The 13,783-nt window shown below is 31.0% G+C and carries 16 protein-coding genes and 2 pseudogenes; 8 read left to right on the forward strand and 10 right to left on the reverse strand.

Going from position 1 to position 13,783, the window contains the following annotated elements:
- From BQ5209_RS10670 to BQ5209_RS00020, 4 genes and pseudogenes are all read left to right on the forward strand, one after another.
- A pseudogene (locus tag BQ5209_RS10670) lies at positions 1–239 on the forward strand (DMT family transporter); the annotation flags it as partial.
- 130 nt (positions 240–369) lie between these two features.
- The gene (locus BQ5209_RS00010) at positions 370–654 is read left to right on the forward strand and encodes a hypothetical protein (RefSeq protein ID WP_085246535.1); all 285 of its coding nucleotides are present in this window, start codon (positions 370–372) and stop codon (positions 652–654) included.
- A 116-nt stretch (positions 655–770) separates the two neighbouring features.
- Positions 771–977 (forward strand): tautomerase family protein, encoded by a 207-nt coding sequence (locus BQ5209_RS10945; RefSeq protein ID WP_370737814.1) that lies wholly within the window; start codon positions 771–773, stop codon positions 975–977.
- A gap of 124 nt (positions 978–1,101) precedes the next feature.
- Positions 1,102–2,022 (forward strand): LysR family transcriptional regulator, encoded by a 921-nt coding sequence (locus tag BQ5209_RS00020; protein ID WP_085246537.1) that lies wholly within the window; start codon positions 1,102–1,104, stop codon positions 2,020–2,022.
- Positions 2,023–2,246: 224 nt separating this feature from the next.
- Here the strand turns inward: BQ5209_RS00020 and BQ5209_RS00025 are convergent, their stop codons facing one another.
- From BQ5209_RS00025 to BQ5209_RS00035, 3 genes are all read right to left on the reverse strand, one after another.
- On the reverse strand, positions 2,247–2,540 hold the full coding sequence (locus tag BQ5209_RS00025) for a type II toxin-antitoxin system RelE/ParE family toxin (RefSeq protein WP_167370280.1): 294 nt from the start codon (positions 2,538–2,540) through the stop codon (positions 2,247–2,249).
- 2 nt (positions 2,541–2,542) lie between these two features.
- Positions 2,543–2,770, reverse strand: coding sequence for a type II toxin-antitoxin system prevent-host-death family antitoxin (locus tag BQ5209_RS00030; protein ID WP_167370281.1), 228 nt, complete (start codon positions 2,768–2,770; stop codon positions 2,543–2,545).
- A 1,983-nt stretch (positions 2,771–4,753) separates the two neighbouring features.
- Positions 4,754–5,047: an ArsR/SmtB family transcription factor gene (locus tag BQ5209_RS00035; protein WP_085246540.1), complete on the reverse strand. Its 294-nt coding sequence runs from the start codon at positions 5,045–5,047 to the stop codon at positions 4,754–4,756.
- Between the two features lie 194 nt (positions 5,048–5,241).
- Here BQ5209_RS00035 and BQ5209_RS00040 point away from each other — a divergent pair, with 194 nt between their 5' ends.
- Positions 5,242–5,586, forward strand: coding sequence for an AfsA-related hotdog domain-containing protein (locus BQ5209_RS00040; protein ID WP_085246541.1), 345 nt, complete (start codon positions 5,242–5,244; stop codon positions 5,584–5,586).
- Between the two features lie 160 nt (positions 5,587–5,746).
- Positions 5,747–7,276 (forward strand): MFS transporter, encoded by a 1,530-nt coding sequence (locus BQ5209_RS00045; RefSeq protein ID WP_085246542.1) that lies wholly within the window; start codon positions 5,747–5,749, stop codon positions 7,274–7,276.
- A 128-nt stretch (positions 7,277–7,404) separates the two neighbouring features.
- Here the strand turns inward: BQ5209_RS00045 and BQ5209_RS00050 are convergent, their stop codons facing one another.
- The 5 genes from BQ5209_RS00050 to BQ5209_RS10955 all read right to left on the reverse strand — a co-directional run bounded on the left by BQ5209_RS00050 (position 7,405) and on the right by BQ5209_RS10955 (position 9,864).
- Positions 7,405–7,593 (reverse strand): hypothetical protein, encoded by a 189-nt coding sequence (locus tag BQ5209_RS00050; protein ID WP_143421810.1) that lies wholly within the window; start codon positions 7,591–7,593, stop codon positions 7,405–7,407.
- Positions 7,594–7,955: 362 nt separating this feature from the next.
- Positions 7,956–8,501, reverse strand: coding sequence for an RNA polymerase sigma factor (locus BQ5209_RS00055; protein WP_085246544.1), 546 nt, complete (start codon positions 8,499–8,501; stop codon positions 7,956–7,958).
- A gap of 232 nt (positions 8,502–8,733) precedes the next feature.
- A complete protein-coding gene (locus tag BQ5209_RS00060) occupies positions 8,734–8,946 on the reverse strand; it encodes a hypothetical protein (RefSeq protein ID WP_085246545.1) in 213 nt (70 codons plus the stop codon).
- 224 nt (positions 8,947–9,170) lie between these two features.
- Positions 9,171–9,413 (reverse strand): hypothetical protein, encoded by a 243-nt coding sequence (locus tag BQ5209_RS00065; protein ID WP_085246546.1) that lies wholly within the window; start codon positions 9,411–9,413, stop codon positions 9,171–9,173.
- Between the two features lie 247 nt (positions 9,414–9,660).
- On the reverse strand, positions 9,661–9,864 hold the full coding sequence (locus tag BQ5209_RS10955; RefSeq protein WP_085246547.1) for a YgaP family membrane protein: 204 nt from the start codon (positions 9,862–9,864) through the stop codon (positions 9,661–9,663).
- Positions 9,865–10,451: 587 nt separating this feature from the next.
- On the opposite strand from BQ5209_RS10955, the pseudogene BQ5209_RS10860 reads away from it, so the two are divergent.
- Positions 10,452–10,679: pseudogene (locus BQ5209_RS10860) on the forward strand (integrase core domain-containing protein).
- Between the two features lie 78 nt (positions 10,680–10,757).
- On the opposite strand, the gene BQ5209_RS00085 reads toward BQ5209_RS10860, so the two are convergent.
- On the reverse strand, positions 10,758–11,138 hold the full coding sequence (locus BQ5209_RS00085; protein WP_085246549.1) for a VOC family protein: 381 nt from the start codon (positions 11,136–11,138) through the stop codon (positions 10,758–10,760).
- Positions 11,139–11,265: 127 nt separating this feature from the next.
- Here BQ5209_RS00085 and BQ5209_RS00090 point away from each other — a divergent pair, with 127 nt between their 5' ends.
- Positions 11,266–12,237 carry a helix-turn-helix transcriptional regulator gene (locus BQ5209_RS00090; protein ID WP_085246550.1) on the forward strand — a complete coding sequence of 324 codons (972 nt, stop codon included), beginning with the start codon at positions 11,266–11,268 and terminating at the stop codon, positions 12,235–12,237.
- Between the two features lie 311 nt (positions 12,238–12,548).
- Here BQ5209_RS00090 and BQ5209_RS00095 read toward each other — a convergent pair whose 3' ends face one another.
- Complete coding sequence (locus BQ5209_RS00095) at positions 12,549–13,532, reverse strand: AEC family transporter (RefSeq protein WP_085246551.1); 984 nt, start codon at positions 13,530–13,532, stop codon at positions 12,549–12,551.
- Positions 13,533–13,783: the final 251 nt, after the last annotated feature.

Raw genomic sequence — 13,783 nt, forward strand, 5'->3', positions numbered from 1 at the left:
TTGATATTTTTGTGCTTGTTACCACAACATTAGTAATCATTACTTGGAATGCTGGTATCAATGGTCTTGGTGCTATCAATGGTATTCTTTTTGTAAATTTAGTACCTGTCATTTCTTTTATTATTTGCATCTATCAAGGCCATACCATTTCATATACCGAAATTATAGGAGCGATAATCACTATTATTGCACTAATTCTTAATAATATTTTCATGAGATCAATTAAAAATAAGAAATAAAAAACCCACTTAATAAAATTAATAAATTCATTAACTTTAAAACAAGGAACACTTCGATGAAAAATATATTATTTGTTGTTACTTCTATTCATCATATTGCTGAGATAGATCGTAATACAGGGTTAGAGAGATGCAAAAATATGAAACATTTACATCTGACGAGATATGTATAGCTGATTTAGTACTATACAAGAATTATATGCTTAGAAACACAGATGCCATGAATGAGTTTTCATTTATTGTAGGTCAATTTCAAGATATTGAAAGACAACTTAAAGAACAATATAAATTGATGTTTACGGTGGCTTTGAGCTTAAAACACCATCTGGTAGATCATATACACCTCATAGAAAAGCATCAAATTAATAACCCAGTTTATCAAGAGCAACAATTATTTTTTATTTTAAAAAAATAGTATAAGGAATTACATATGCCATTAATCGATATTTATTATACAAATAACAATTTTGAATCTAAAAGAAAAATCATCGCCGATACTGTATATAGCTCACTCCCGAGCAACTTTGGGATATTAGTTATAGCAATAACTTTATTTTTATCAAAATTACAATGAATAAGGGGCGAACACAGCAAAGTAAATTACAATTGTATTACAAAATAGCGGAACAAATATCTCAGCAACTAGATATATCTATAGATGATGTCGCTATTTGCTTAATAGAGAATGAGCCTGTAAATTGGTCTTTTGGTGGCGGAAAGATGCAATTTGTAGCATAAGCTATTGTATTTACATTCTTTGTAATTCATTATGTTGGTTACAAGGAAGTTTTTCTTGTGATCAATTAATCCAAATTATAAAATATTCCGATAGTAGCTATTTTTCGTAAATCAAGGCAATTCGATGAAAAAACAGTTTAAAACTATGCATATCGCTAGCCTTGAGTTATTTTTAGTAGCAGCAGAAAATGAGAATTTTTCAGTTACTGCTGAATACTTAAATATTACTCCCGCTGCTGTTAGTCGTTCTATTAAGAGACTTGAAGAAAGAATCGGATTTGATTTGTTTTCACGTAGTACACGCCAAGTCAAACTGACTCAGGAAGGGCGTATCTATTATAAAAAATGCTCTGAAATACTAGATATGCTAATTAATGCTGGACACTCTATCAAAACTGAAAAAAATACAATAGAGGGTAAATTAAAAATAAGCGTACCAGAGACCTTTTTTAACTATAAAATATCTCCTTATCTAGCTAATTTTTCCGAAGAATATCCTAATTTAAAACTTGATTTTCATGTAACTAATAGAAATATTGACTTCGTTGCTGAAGAATATGATCTCTCAGTTAGGCTAATACAAGAAAATACAAGACTAGAAGCATTTCTAATTAAAAAAAATTTGTTTGTCGCTACAACTGGATTATATGCTAGCCCAAATTATCTTACAAAAAATGGCATGATTGTTTGTCCAGATGAGCTAATAAATCATAAATGTATCAATTTTAGCTCTAGTCAAAATAATAAACGATTTCAATGGGCATTTTTGAATAAAAATATATGTAAAGACAATATTGAAAATAGCCAAATACAAATCTTTGATAGTATTCAAGCGACTAAATTTTTAGCCTTAAACGATGGTGGTATAGTTCAACTTTTTAGTTTCTCTGTACAAGAAGAGTTAAAGAGAAAAGAATTAGTTGAAATTTTGTCTGAGTATAATAAAGGAAATACTTGGGAGTTTTGTTTTCTTTATCCTTCAACATATAAAAATTCAATGAAACTTAAAGTATTTATCGATTATTTTACTAAAAAAATTAGTTGATAATACAGGCTTTTTATATAATCGCATATATTCTACTATTTGCAAAAAAGGCGAATTAACCTATCAAAATTTTTTCTTACCTATTGCGCTTATTGTGATTGTATACATATTTTACTGGATTTAATCGAAGTACCTCAGCGTTTTAAAAAACGGTAATAAAGATAACAGATAAATTGAGTTTAACAAAATATTTTAAAATAGCGGACGCTGCTTAACTGTATTGATTATTTTTGTAATATCGGATCATTACTAGGTAAACAAGATTTATGTAACACGGTCAAAACGATCATTTTCTTGTTGTCTTGAATAAAATAAATAATATGACTTTGACTGGGAAAATAGCAAATATCCTTTTCATATTGCATGGCAATACTTGGCGACTGAACAAGCAAAGAGATAGCTTTATGCAAATTGGAAATATACTCTTTTGCTTTCTCTTGGCTCCAATTTTTTATGGAATACTCATAAATATGTTTTAGCTGTTTGGCTGCATGTTGAGTAATTTTGATTGGTAGCACGATTAGTCCTTTAACAGATTCTTAAAGAAGGTATCGGCATCAATTGCTCTACCCTCTTCAATATCTTTTAAGCCTAGCTTGATTTGTGCATCAACATGGTTCTTTTTCATCGTTTCAAATAGCTGATATTCATCCATCGATATCATCACTAACACGGGCTTACCGTTTTTAGTGACAGTCACAGGTGAAGCTTGTGCACTAAGCACAGCTTCACCAAATCGGCTTTTCACCCCATAGGCGGTTAGAACTTTAGTGGGTATTTTATTTCTCCTTTCTAGCTAAAATAGCTATTTTGTCTAAATTTTACCTGTTTTAAAAATTATAACAATAGTTACTTTATGGTATTAATTCGAAAATCTTAAAAAGATAGACTTATCTGAGATATTGTTTTTTACTCTGTATCTGTTATTATTTCACAGCGTTATAAATTTAGTACACTTTTTAGTACACCAAATTATATAGCGTAAATAATATGCATTAATAACAGCAGGTTACATATAAAGTTCGAGTCTCGTTTCCCGCTCCAATATAAAATCGGTCTTAGTCCATTAGAATTTATAAAACAAGTTATATCAATGTTTAAATGTGATTTTACTTTCCAAGATAGAACAGAGTAATTCAGTGATACTCAAAAAATTAGCCCACAATTCATACTAAACAATTTCTAAGTTTTTGGGGATGTAATAATTTAGCAATAAGAAAACGCCGAGTTGTTTACACTTCATGATTCAAATAATCCTTTAAAAACGCATAAGGCGTTTTTCCTGCAATCGCTTTATGCGGTTTAACGGTATTATAATAGTTAATAGATCGCTTAAGTTTTGTTGCCTATCTTTTGAATTGCTAAATATTGGCTGATGATGCCACATCGCAATTCAAAGTTCGTATCACTCTTTCCGCTTTGCCAGTCGTTTGTGAGCAGGCTGGTTTGGTAACTTTTTGATTGATATTATAGTTTATTACCTGTTTTAACAAATAGGTGTTTACTTATGCCTTGACATTCACGTCCATTATCGGAATAAATACATTAAATAGTATATTATTCTTCATCAATAAAATTTATTAACTCATTAAATTTAAAATAATTTCACGTTGAAACGGTATAGACTCCTGAATATTTTTAACAAAAATTGTGCTTTTTTTAATAAAGAAATACCTTGTTTTATTGCTAACTATGTTATAACTATAAGAAATTTAAAGATTAATTGGTAGAATAAAAAAAGCGCCATATTCTCTATTTTATTTTTAATATTAATTTAATAAAAACAATGTTTTATAAAATAATTGTTATGTTAAGAATAATTAAAAAAGTTGGTAGAAATTTAAACTAAAATATTTTAATTATAAAACAAAATGTTATAATTGGTCTGTTCCCTATGCACATAGGGATAAACCGCACCTGTGACGATTTCCTTAGCTTTATCAGGACTGTTCCCTATGCACATAGGGATAAACCGCACGAATGATGTTGAAGCAACTTCTTTGGAATTAATATTTAGAGTATAAATAATGGAATGGCAACACATTTTCAAACAAAAAATGAAGGGGGTAAATGTTTTTTTAATTCGACGGGAGGCAAGTAGCCTAACGAAGAATGTAATCGTTTCTGATTATACCAATAGGCATAAGTCGAAAAAGCGCGTTATAACTCAGCTGTTGAGTTGAAACGTTGGCCTTTTACAAACTCGGTTTTAATTGTTTTAAATGTCGCTTCCGCTACTGCATTGTCATAAGGACACCCTTTCTTGCTTAATGAATGCGTGATATTAAATGTCTTAAAACACGCCTCTAACAACCGATTATCAAACTCTTACCCTCGGTCTGAATGAAATAAATTCAATCTCGATAATGGTTGTTTAATTTGACTTAATGCCGACATGACAAGCTCTGCCGTTTTATGTTTACCAACATGATAACCGACAATCTGCCTATCGGATCAATTCACTAAAACACATAAATAATTCCAACGTTGGTTAACTCGAATATAGGTTAAATCCGCGACAACAATTTGCTTTTTATCACCCACATCAAATTGCCGTTGTAAGTGATTTTCTGCGGCTGTTTCATTAACTCCGGTATATTGACCGATAACTGACTAAACTCAGTAATCACCCCATACAAGGTGCGCTTATCAGTCACGGTGGGTAAGTCACTTAATGAGCGGATAGCGGAAGTGAATTTAATCTTTTTTTAAATATTAGAGAAAATACTTCCTACAATTTTTCAGAGGGTTTCCATTTAGTAGAAATCAGCTCAAGTAAGCCTGGAAAATCTTTTTCAATTTCTTTTCTTCTTAAAGTTGCCAGAGAGCAATTCCCCCGATCTACCTGAGATATGAGTCCAGCCTCTCTTAAAATTTTGAAATGATGTGAACGAGTAGCTTTTGTTAATTGCAACCCAAATGATGTGCAATGCCTCTCAGCTCCAGGGGCATCTTGTATTAAACTTTGAATAATCCATAAACGAGCTGGATCACTTAATGCTTTAAATATTTTAATTAAATTCATTTTTTCTCATAAGTTCTTTTTCTTATTTAAATGCTTAAAAAATTGACATTTAGATAAAAATGTAATATTAATAGAAGGTTCGATAAATTTCAAACCTTGTGTGTAAGTAAAATACAACCCGCTGAGCATACTACAAGATTATCAATAAAACATAAACTATTTAGTTTATTACTTACAATAATAAGGGAATAAATATGAATCTCGCCTCTGTTGACAAAAAAAACTCTATCCTCTTAGAAAATTGTCAAACAATTAAAAAACAACTAGTTCATAGAATAGCTATCAATGAAGTATTTCTCACTGACATGAAGCAATTGTCTAACAATAGCTACGTTATTGCTGCTCAACTACCAAGAACTCACATGTACTTTAATGATGTAGAAAATGGATATTATGATGCAACTCTATTGTTAGAAGTATTCCGTCAAGTATCAATTTGTATTACTCATCATTTTTATAACATACCTTACTCAACTAAATTTATTTTTAGCTTGGATACGGGATGCAAAACTGTATGGGACAAGAGTTCGCTAGATTAGAAATTTGTACCGTTATTAAAATACTACTCACATTGTAGCCCGATTTGAGCTTAGACCAAAAATTTATTAAAGATATATCATGGGATGAGGGAATTGTTTTAAGACGCCCTAACACATTACCTGTCGCGAGTTGTAAAATATTTAACTAGAGAACTTACAAATGAATAAAAAAATTGACAATCCCAAAACAGCCATTGTATTAATATCCATATTGCTTGCTGTATTTGTAGTACCAACATCTATCTCAGGAACCGCGATTGCACTACCATTTATAGGTGCTGATCTCTCTGCTAATTTAACTGCACTACAATGGGTTGTTAATAGTTTTAATTTAACCTTTGCTTGTTTTACTTTGTTATGGGGATCATTCGCAGATAATTTTGGTCATAAAAAATCATTTATAGTAGGTGCAACTATCTATACGGTTGCTTCCTTATTATCCGCTATGTCCATTACTCCTTTAATGCTTGATATAGCTCGAGGTTTGGCCGGTGTGGGTGGTGCTGCTATATTCTCATGTGGAAGTGCCATACTAATCAAAACTTTTGATGGAGAGAAGAGAACTAAAGCATTCGCATTTTTTGGAACAACAGCGGGCATAGGTATTACATTTGGCCCAACAATATCAGGTTTTTTGTTAGACTTATTCAACTGGCGAGCTATTTTTATATTACATACCGCTGTCTTGGCTGTAGTAATACTAATGACACCAACTATAACAAAAGATAATCTTACTAGACTTCAACATCCATTTGATAAAATTGGGTCAATAATTTTCACCATAGCTTTGTTTCTATTAATGTTTTCAATTAGTGAAAGTGCCCAATGGGGATGGTTAAATATAAAAACATTAATATTGTTGGGTGTAAGCTTTCTTTCGGGTGTTATATTTGTAATGTATGAAAAATCGATCACTAATCCAGTGTTAAATCTAACGCTATTAAAAAATAAAAAATATGTAGGTTTGATTCTCGTTCCTGTTGTTGCTAGTTTCAGCTTTGTTACTTTACTTACCTATTATCCAAGTTATTTAATTGGCGTTATGCAGTTCAGCCCTTCTTATGCTGGCATTATCATGATCACATTAACTGTTCCCGTATTATTCTGCCCTTTACTGGCAGGAAAAATTGTTTCATCTGGAGTCTCCGCAATATCTATTATATTTGTTAGCCTTATTTTAATGATTTTTGGCGGAATTTTATTATTTTTAGTTGGTGGTGTTGATGGACCGCTATACCTAATCGGTTTTGCATTATTTATGATCGGTGCTGGAATGGGACTAACAGCAGGACTTGTTGATGGACTAGCGTTAAGCTGTGTTGAACCTCATCATACAGGTATGGCAGCTGGCTTATTGAATACATTACGTTTAGGTAGTGAAGCCATAGCAGTTGTATTATATGGTTCATTATTAACAGCTAATCTTAATGGTATTTTACCAGATTTATTAATAAAATATAATTCATCAATCGATGTAATAGAAGACTGGATAAATTCAGTAGCTAGTGGAAATCTCACCGCGCCACTATCTAATGTTGCTACAAATATTCAGCCAATTATGCTTAATGATATCATTACGAGTTATCATAGTGCCTTCAATTTTACATTAGCTATATTAACTATTATTAGTACAATAATCTGCTTGTTTAGCATATTGTTGTTGAAGAGGAAGAATGTTCCCATTAATTAAGGAATCTTCTTTAGAATTAGTATCAATGATGATAATGACAGTGTAAATACCCCAAACTTAGTACAAGATTCAAGTAGAAAATAATACTACTTGTTTTAGTGTTTTATATTCAATCGGCGTCATATTATTTAATGCTTCATAAGGTCTTTCGGTGTTATAACTGGATAACCATGATATTCAGCCAGTTTATCTAAGTAACGAGTAATTCTCCCTGCCGGTAAGCTTACTGCAATATCAATGCCTAGCGCCTCACGATTAAAGTCATCGAGGACATTGAATGTCCTAAAGCGACGTTGATTACCACTACTGTCACTCATAAAATCCATTGACCAACATTCACCTTGTTTATTGGGTACTAATAACCTTTCCGGGCATCGTGGAGGAATGCGCTGTTTACGCTTTACCCTTACTTTTGAAGTTTGTATATCAACGAGAAAACAATAGGGTTGACCATTTAACCCAGACCCAGGAATAAAAATTTTGTGCGAAATGTTATCTGGTACAAAACTAATACTAGGAGCTATATAAGTTTCTTTAGTAACTTTGACTAACCTACTGATTTAGTCGCCTATATTTTTATTCCTCGATAAGTAGTATTATCTAGTTTAATATTCATAGTGTTCATTAGTAATCCTATAAAATTATAAAAACTATAAATCCTGACACTTAAATATTATATTCAGGAAAAATGGCCACTAAGTTCCAATTTTTTCCGTACAATATTTCTAGCTCTATGAAGTCTACTTTTCACTGCTTCAATGCTTAGTCCAAGAATATCGGCCACCTCTGGAGCTGTTAATTCATTAATATCTCTTAGAATTAAGACAGTTCGATAAGTGCCCGGAAGAGAAATTATTGCTCTACTCAAGTCAATTTTTAAGACTGATTGTTCTGAGCTACTAATATAATTAGCTTCATATAATTGTTCTACCTCATTTGGAGCCATATGAAAATTTTTTTTATTTGACCTAAAAATTCGATAACATTCTCGTTCGATGATACGAAACAACCATGATGACAATGCAGAGATTGTACGTAAGACCTCTATTTTTTTATATAAAATCCAAAGAGCAACCTGCACTGCATCTTCAGCATCCTCAGCATTAGAACAAACTTTTCTTGAAAAACGATTTAGATCTGGTTGACATATTTCAAGTAATTTTAGTAAAGCTACTTGGTCACCAGAACGAGCCAATACGATAAGATTTTCATCAATTTTATTCATAAACACTCCTTATTTATCTACATAGAAGAGATTTAATTCTATAAAAAGGATTCAAATATTTTATATTTTTTTAAATAGAATATAAAAATCTGTAATATTTAAGTGTTAAAAATATGATAACTATAAGATATATATCAATAACTAGTAATTATATCTATTATATAATGCCATCAATTTTTTACTATCGAAAGTAGGTAATAACATCATAATTCTTTATGAAGAATAACCTCTCTCATAAAATATGACAACGATTGTAACTATCCCCTAAAATAGCTAATAAATCGCCTTTTCTTACTTTATGATTATCAAGTACTAGAACATCAGTTATAATTTCAGGTACTCTAGTGGGCACAATACTTACATTCCCATGAACATAAGCATTATTTGTCTCTTCGAAAAAATAACCATGCCAAACCATTCGAACTAGTACAATACAACCAATCATAAATCCCACACCCAAAATATATTTCTTCAAATTTTTACGAATATTATTTGAAGATAATTTTTTTCATCTTCTTGCGACATCTTATCTAACCTCTATCACCATGTTATGGCTTTCATTCTTCTAGATAAACATAGGGTGCATAGTTCTGTTTTAAGAGCTATTAGAACTAGTAAATTTCGGGTCAAAACTATGCAATCTACGACCACCTCACATATGCATATAAACTATTTATCTTTTTTTGCGCATGGTTCACAAGTTTTACCTGAACTATAAATAGTAAGAATGAGACCTATAACCCAGCAAGCAGGGCATCCTCGCAATACCACAAATCCGCAAATAGCAGAAACCCCCCCTAACACTACAGTTAACAGAGTACCTTGAATAAACAAATAGATGGCTAGACCTAAAAAAACAAATCCTAGACACCCTCGTAACAAATGAACTACAACAGAAGAACTTTTAAACATATTTTCGCCTCCAAAGTTATTATGTTTAGTATGCAATTTAATCGAAGAAAATGGTTTTCCATTCACATTTAAATGTAAGTTGCAAACCTGCTTACATAAAGTGCATATAAAACTAAAAAAGAATTCAAAAAAAATTCATTTAATTTTAATGAATTTAAGTGCAATAAATCTGAGTACAGTCTTTAGCTTCCTTGAAGTAAATAGTTTTTATGAGTACCGAACTTCAAGGAAAACTACAATTAATGATTTAATCTATTTTTCTTTTCGCGATAAAACACATAAGGCAAAAACCCGTAACGCCAGTACAAGCTAAAACACATCCTACTGCTATGGCTATCCACATAACTAAATTAGTTGGTGCAAAAAGAAAACCCAAGCAAGCAATACACGTGCCAATAAAAACTCTACATACACGTTCAAAACTAGGGACATTTTTTTTAAAATTCATCATCTACCTCTCTTTTTTATGGTTAAAGATTAATCTCACTAATAAAGAGCTAGCCAAATTAAAAAAGGATTCAAAAAATTTTCATTTAAATTTAGTATCAATGATTTTAGATTTAATAAATTTGAGTGCAGCCCTTAATTACGGTTTGCTGATATTTAAAGTGCATAGTGGATTAGACAAAAAGATGAGTATATGTTGTTACAAATAAAACATTAAACAAAATTATTATTAGCTTAGCATTAACATACTGATTAACTAGACAGTTCTTAGATGTTTTATAAATTAACGAATAGGTATTTTCTCCAAGAAAGTTATACAAATTAACAATTAATCCCCCTTATTTCCCCTAATTGGATATTATTTAATTTAATATATTACATATAATAAAATAAACTGTGTTTGAGTATATACAATATGATATATAACAATAAGAAACGAAGAACTTTAATGTAAATACCCCAAACTTAGTACAAGATTCAAGTAAAAAATAATCCTGCTTGTCTTAGGGTTTTATACTCAACAAAATACGAGTAGATAATGGACAGGAATTTACTGGAAGAGTCTTTTCCAACGGGGCAAAATCACACGGTATCACTCTTGATTATATTGAGCCCAGTAGCCCATATCAAAATGATTACATTGAACGATTTAACCGGACTTATTGAACTGAAGTGTTAGATTTGTATCTTTTTAACAACCTAGAGCAAGCAAGGTGAATGACCGAAGAATGGCTAACCAGTTATAACACCGAAAGACCTCATGAAGCACTAAATAATATGACACCGATTGAGTATAAAACACTAAAACAAGCAGCATGATTTTCTACGTCTATTTTGTACTAACTATGGGGTATTTACAAATAAAAGCCCATTGTTTTAATTTCTTCATATAATGTTTTATTCAAACTTTGAAGTGTCGGTAGCACAAACCCGAAGACGATGACCATCGGGATCATTTCCTACAAATGTGTATCCGAAATCGAGCATTTGGGGTTCAAGTTCAATTTTGACGTTTAGTTTCTTCCATGTCGAATAAATCTCATCTACATCATTTTTTGTTACATCACTAAATGACAACTCAAAACCACCATAATGATTGGGTGCCTTTGGAGTTATTTCATCAGCCCCTTGTAGCCCCAAAATAAAATTATCATTCAATAAAAATACAGCGAAACCAGGATAAGTTTCAACAGGTGGGCGTCCTAGTATTTTTGTGTAAAATTCTGTACTAGTATCGACATCTTTGACATAAACAATAACGCTATTAGGTTTAAACATTTTTTGTTTCCTTTTGGTGATAAAATTTAATTTACTTAATTTTGGTTATCTATATTATGATGTAGCATTGCTGACAACTGTATGTCATATTTAAAATTTAATATAAATTATTTTGTAAACATAAAGCATGAAAATTAATCGTATAATTACTATCATCATGGTATTGCTTCAAAGAGAAAAAATAAGCGGTAAAGAATTAGCAGAAAAATTAAATGTATCATTGCGGACTATTTATCGAGATATACAAGTTATTGAGGGAGCTGGTATACCCATTATTACGTATCAAGGAAGTGCTGGTGGAATAAGTATTTTAAAAAATTATAAAATTAGTAAAGGTTTATTCACTAAAGAAGATGTCATTGTATTATTAAAAGGCCTGAACTTATTATCCTCACCAATTTTAAATGAAGATGAAAATGTGAGAACGCTAGAAAAGATCAAAAGTCTTTTATCAAAACACGATCTCGATCAAGTAAGAAATGATCTAAGCCAACTAACTGTTGATTTATCGCCTTGGCTTTCTAAACAGAATATTAATAATAAAATATCGATCATCAAGGAGGCAATAAATAAACAATTGCGTTTATCTTGTGAGTATATAAAACTGAAAAATAAACAAGATTCTCGTCTAATTGAATCATATAAACTCGTTTTCAAAGAAAAAGAGTGGTACTTGCAGGCTTTTTGTTTAAGTAGAAATGATTTTCGGCTATTTAAACTGTCTAAAATGTCTAACATAAAAATAACGAATACCAAATTTATAAAACAAACCACGCCTGATGCACTTTCTTCATTCGAAAAAGACATGGAAAAAAGAGTCTTTAAAATAAAATTATTAATAGATAATTCCATTTTAGAACGTATTTTAGATTACTGCGATGAACAAGATCTTCATAAATTAAACGATAAACAATATATTGTGGATTTTAACTTTATTGACGATGATTATAGTTATGGTATTTTGATGAGTTTTGGGCATCAATGTATTTGTTTAGAGCCTGAATATGTTCGTAAAGAAATGATTGAAAGAACGAAAAAGCTAATTAACTCTTATAAAAAAAACGACAATTTATTTCTTTCAAATTATTATCTTAAATAATTTGCTATGTTCTTAGTGCTATCAATAGTACTTAAAGTGTTCATTTATGATTTTACTAATAAAATCAGTTGATAACATTGGTGTTTTATACAATCATCCCCCACCATTACAAAAAAAACCAATAAAATCAATGCCTTTTTCTGACCGATTTTTTATAAGAAATAAGGCTGTATTTTGTTATAACAATAGGATAGGTTTATTCTGAGGTTGTATTGCAATTAAGGGAAAGTCGCTTACAAGAAATGTGTAATAAGTAATAAAATGCCCTCATTTAAAACTAAACGAGGGCATCAATACCTAGTTTTTATTTATTAAGCAACACCAGGAATGGTGAAATCCATAATAAGTAATAAAGTTGGTAAAATAAAGATAGATAGGACCGTTGATGCAAAGAAAATGCTTGATGCTTGTTCTTGCTCAACATTCCAATTATAAGCCAAAATAACTGCTGTTGATGCCGTTGGCATTGCCAATAGGAATACTAGCTCTTCAGCCTCCATCCCTGTGATACCAAATAAATATACGGCAATAAGTGCAACAATTGGCGTAATAAAACTTTTCAATACAATATTGACCATTAATGGTTTAGATAATTTCAATTTAACCCCATGAATACCAACACCGACCGCAATAAGCGAAATAAAGTTACAGGCATTTGACATAATATCAAAAGTGTTAAATACAAAATGAGGTAACCATTGAGTTCCATCGGTGACACTAACAATTAGCCCTAAAATCACAGCTAAAAACATCGGTTTCATGAGCGAGTTTTTTACTGCACTAAAGATCATATCGCCGGTGACTTTACCGCCAGATAATTTAGTATCACAGAGTTCTAATAAGAAGATTGTCATTGGAATCAATGATAATGCGACAACAAAATTAGCAATCGCGACCGAAATGGTAGATGCTGCCCCAAGCATCAACGTTAAAAAAGGCACCCCCATTCCGCCCATATTGGGAAAGCAGCAAAGCATTGCATTCATTGCTGTTGATTTTAACTCTTTATGCAAAATGTATTTATTGGTTAAAAAGCAAATTATCCATAAAAATGACATAGTGCAGAAAAAGGCAATCATCCAAATACCATTAAATATTTGCGACGGTTTAGCATGAGAAGTATGCACAAAAAGCAATGCAGGAAAGACAAAGTTTGATACCAGTCCAGATAATAATTTTTTAGAATCCTTCGAAAAAATTCCTTGTTGTACACAGAACCAACCAAGAAAAATTAACAAAAAAACCGGAAGACAAGAACTAACAACTTGTCCAACTGCTGACCAGATTAGATTCATTTTTTTAAAACTCCTAAAATAATATTACTTAAAAGACAAATTCGGTAATGGCCGGTAACTTCAGATTAGAGATTATATTTATATACCTAGCTAAAATAAGTGATTACAAAATCGCATATATTTTATTACATGCAAAACAGCGTTCTTTTTGTTGTAAATTGTTATTATTAAATGCTATTTCACATTTAGTATGCTTAATAAAAGACATTATTAATGTAGGAACCTTTTGTTATATTTCAATGAAAATATAG

Origin of the sequence: Gilliamella mensalis (assembly GCF_900103085.1) — a bacterium.
GTDB classification, from domain to species: Bacteria; Pseudomonadota; Gammaproteobacteria; order Enterobacterales; family Orbaceae; genus Gilliamella; species Gilliamella mensalis.

Excerpts from the sequence above, each read along its gene's own strand:
- BQ5209_RS00060 (WP_085246545.1), bottom strand. The coding sequence starts at position 8,946 with ATGATTGGTTGTATTGTACTAGTTCGAATGGTTTGGCATGGTTATTTT.
- BQ5209_RS00040 (WP_085246541.1), top strand. The coding sequence starts at position 5,242 with ATGAATCTCGCCTCTGTTGACAAAAAAAACTCTATCCTCTTAGAAAAT.
- BQ5209_RS00010 (WP_085246535.1), top strand. The coding sequence starts at position 370 with ATGCAAAAATATGAAACATTTACATCTGACGAGATATGTATAGCTGAT.
- BQ5209_RS00095 (WP_085246551.1), bottom strand. The coding sequence starts at position 13,532 with ATGAATCTAATCTGGTCAGCAGTTGGACAAGTTGTTAGTTCTTGTCTT.
- BQ5209_RS00090 (WP_085246550.1), top strand. The coding sequence starts at position 11,266 with ATGAAAATTAATCGTATAATTACTATCATCATGGTATTGCTTCAAAGA.
- BQ5209_RS00065 (WP_085246546.1), bottom strand. The coding sequence starts at position 9,413 with ATGTTTAAAAGTTCTTCTGTTGTAGTTCATTTGTTACGAGGGTGTCTA.
- BQ5209_RS00050 (WP_143421810.1), bottom strand. The coding sequence starts at position 7,593 with ATGAGTGACAGTAGTGGTAATCAACGTCGCTTTAGGACATTCAATGTC.
- BQ5209_RS00085 (WP_085246549.1), bottom strand. The coding sequence starts at position 11,138 with ATGTTTAAACCTAATAGCGTTATTGTTTATGTCAAAGATGTCGATACT.
- BQ5209_RS00045 (WP_085246542.1), top strand. The coding sequence starts at position 5,747 with ATGAATAAAAAAATTGACAATCCCAAAACAGCCATTGTATTAATATCC.
- BQ5209_RS10955 (WP_085246547.1), bottom strand. The coding sequence starts at position 9,864 with ATGATGAATTTTAAAAAAAATGTCCCTAGTTTTGAACGTGTATGTAGA.
- BQ5209_RS00020 (WP_085246537.1), top strand. The coding sequence starts at position 1,102 with ATGAAAAAACAGTTTAAAACTATGCATATCGCTAGCCTTGAGTTATTT.
- BQ5209_RS00035 (WP_085246540.1), bottom strand. The coding sequence starts at position 5,047 with ATGAATTTAATTAAAATATTTAAAGCATTAAGTGATCCAGCTCGTTTA.
- BQ5209_RS00055 (WP_085246544.1), bottom strand. The coding sequence starts at position 8,501 with ATGAATAAAATTGATGAAAATCTTATCGTATTGGCTCGTTCTGGTGAC.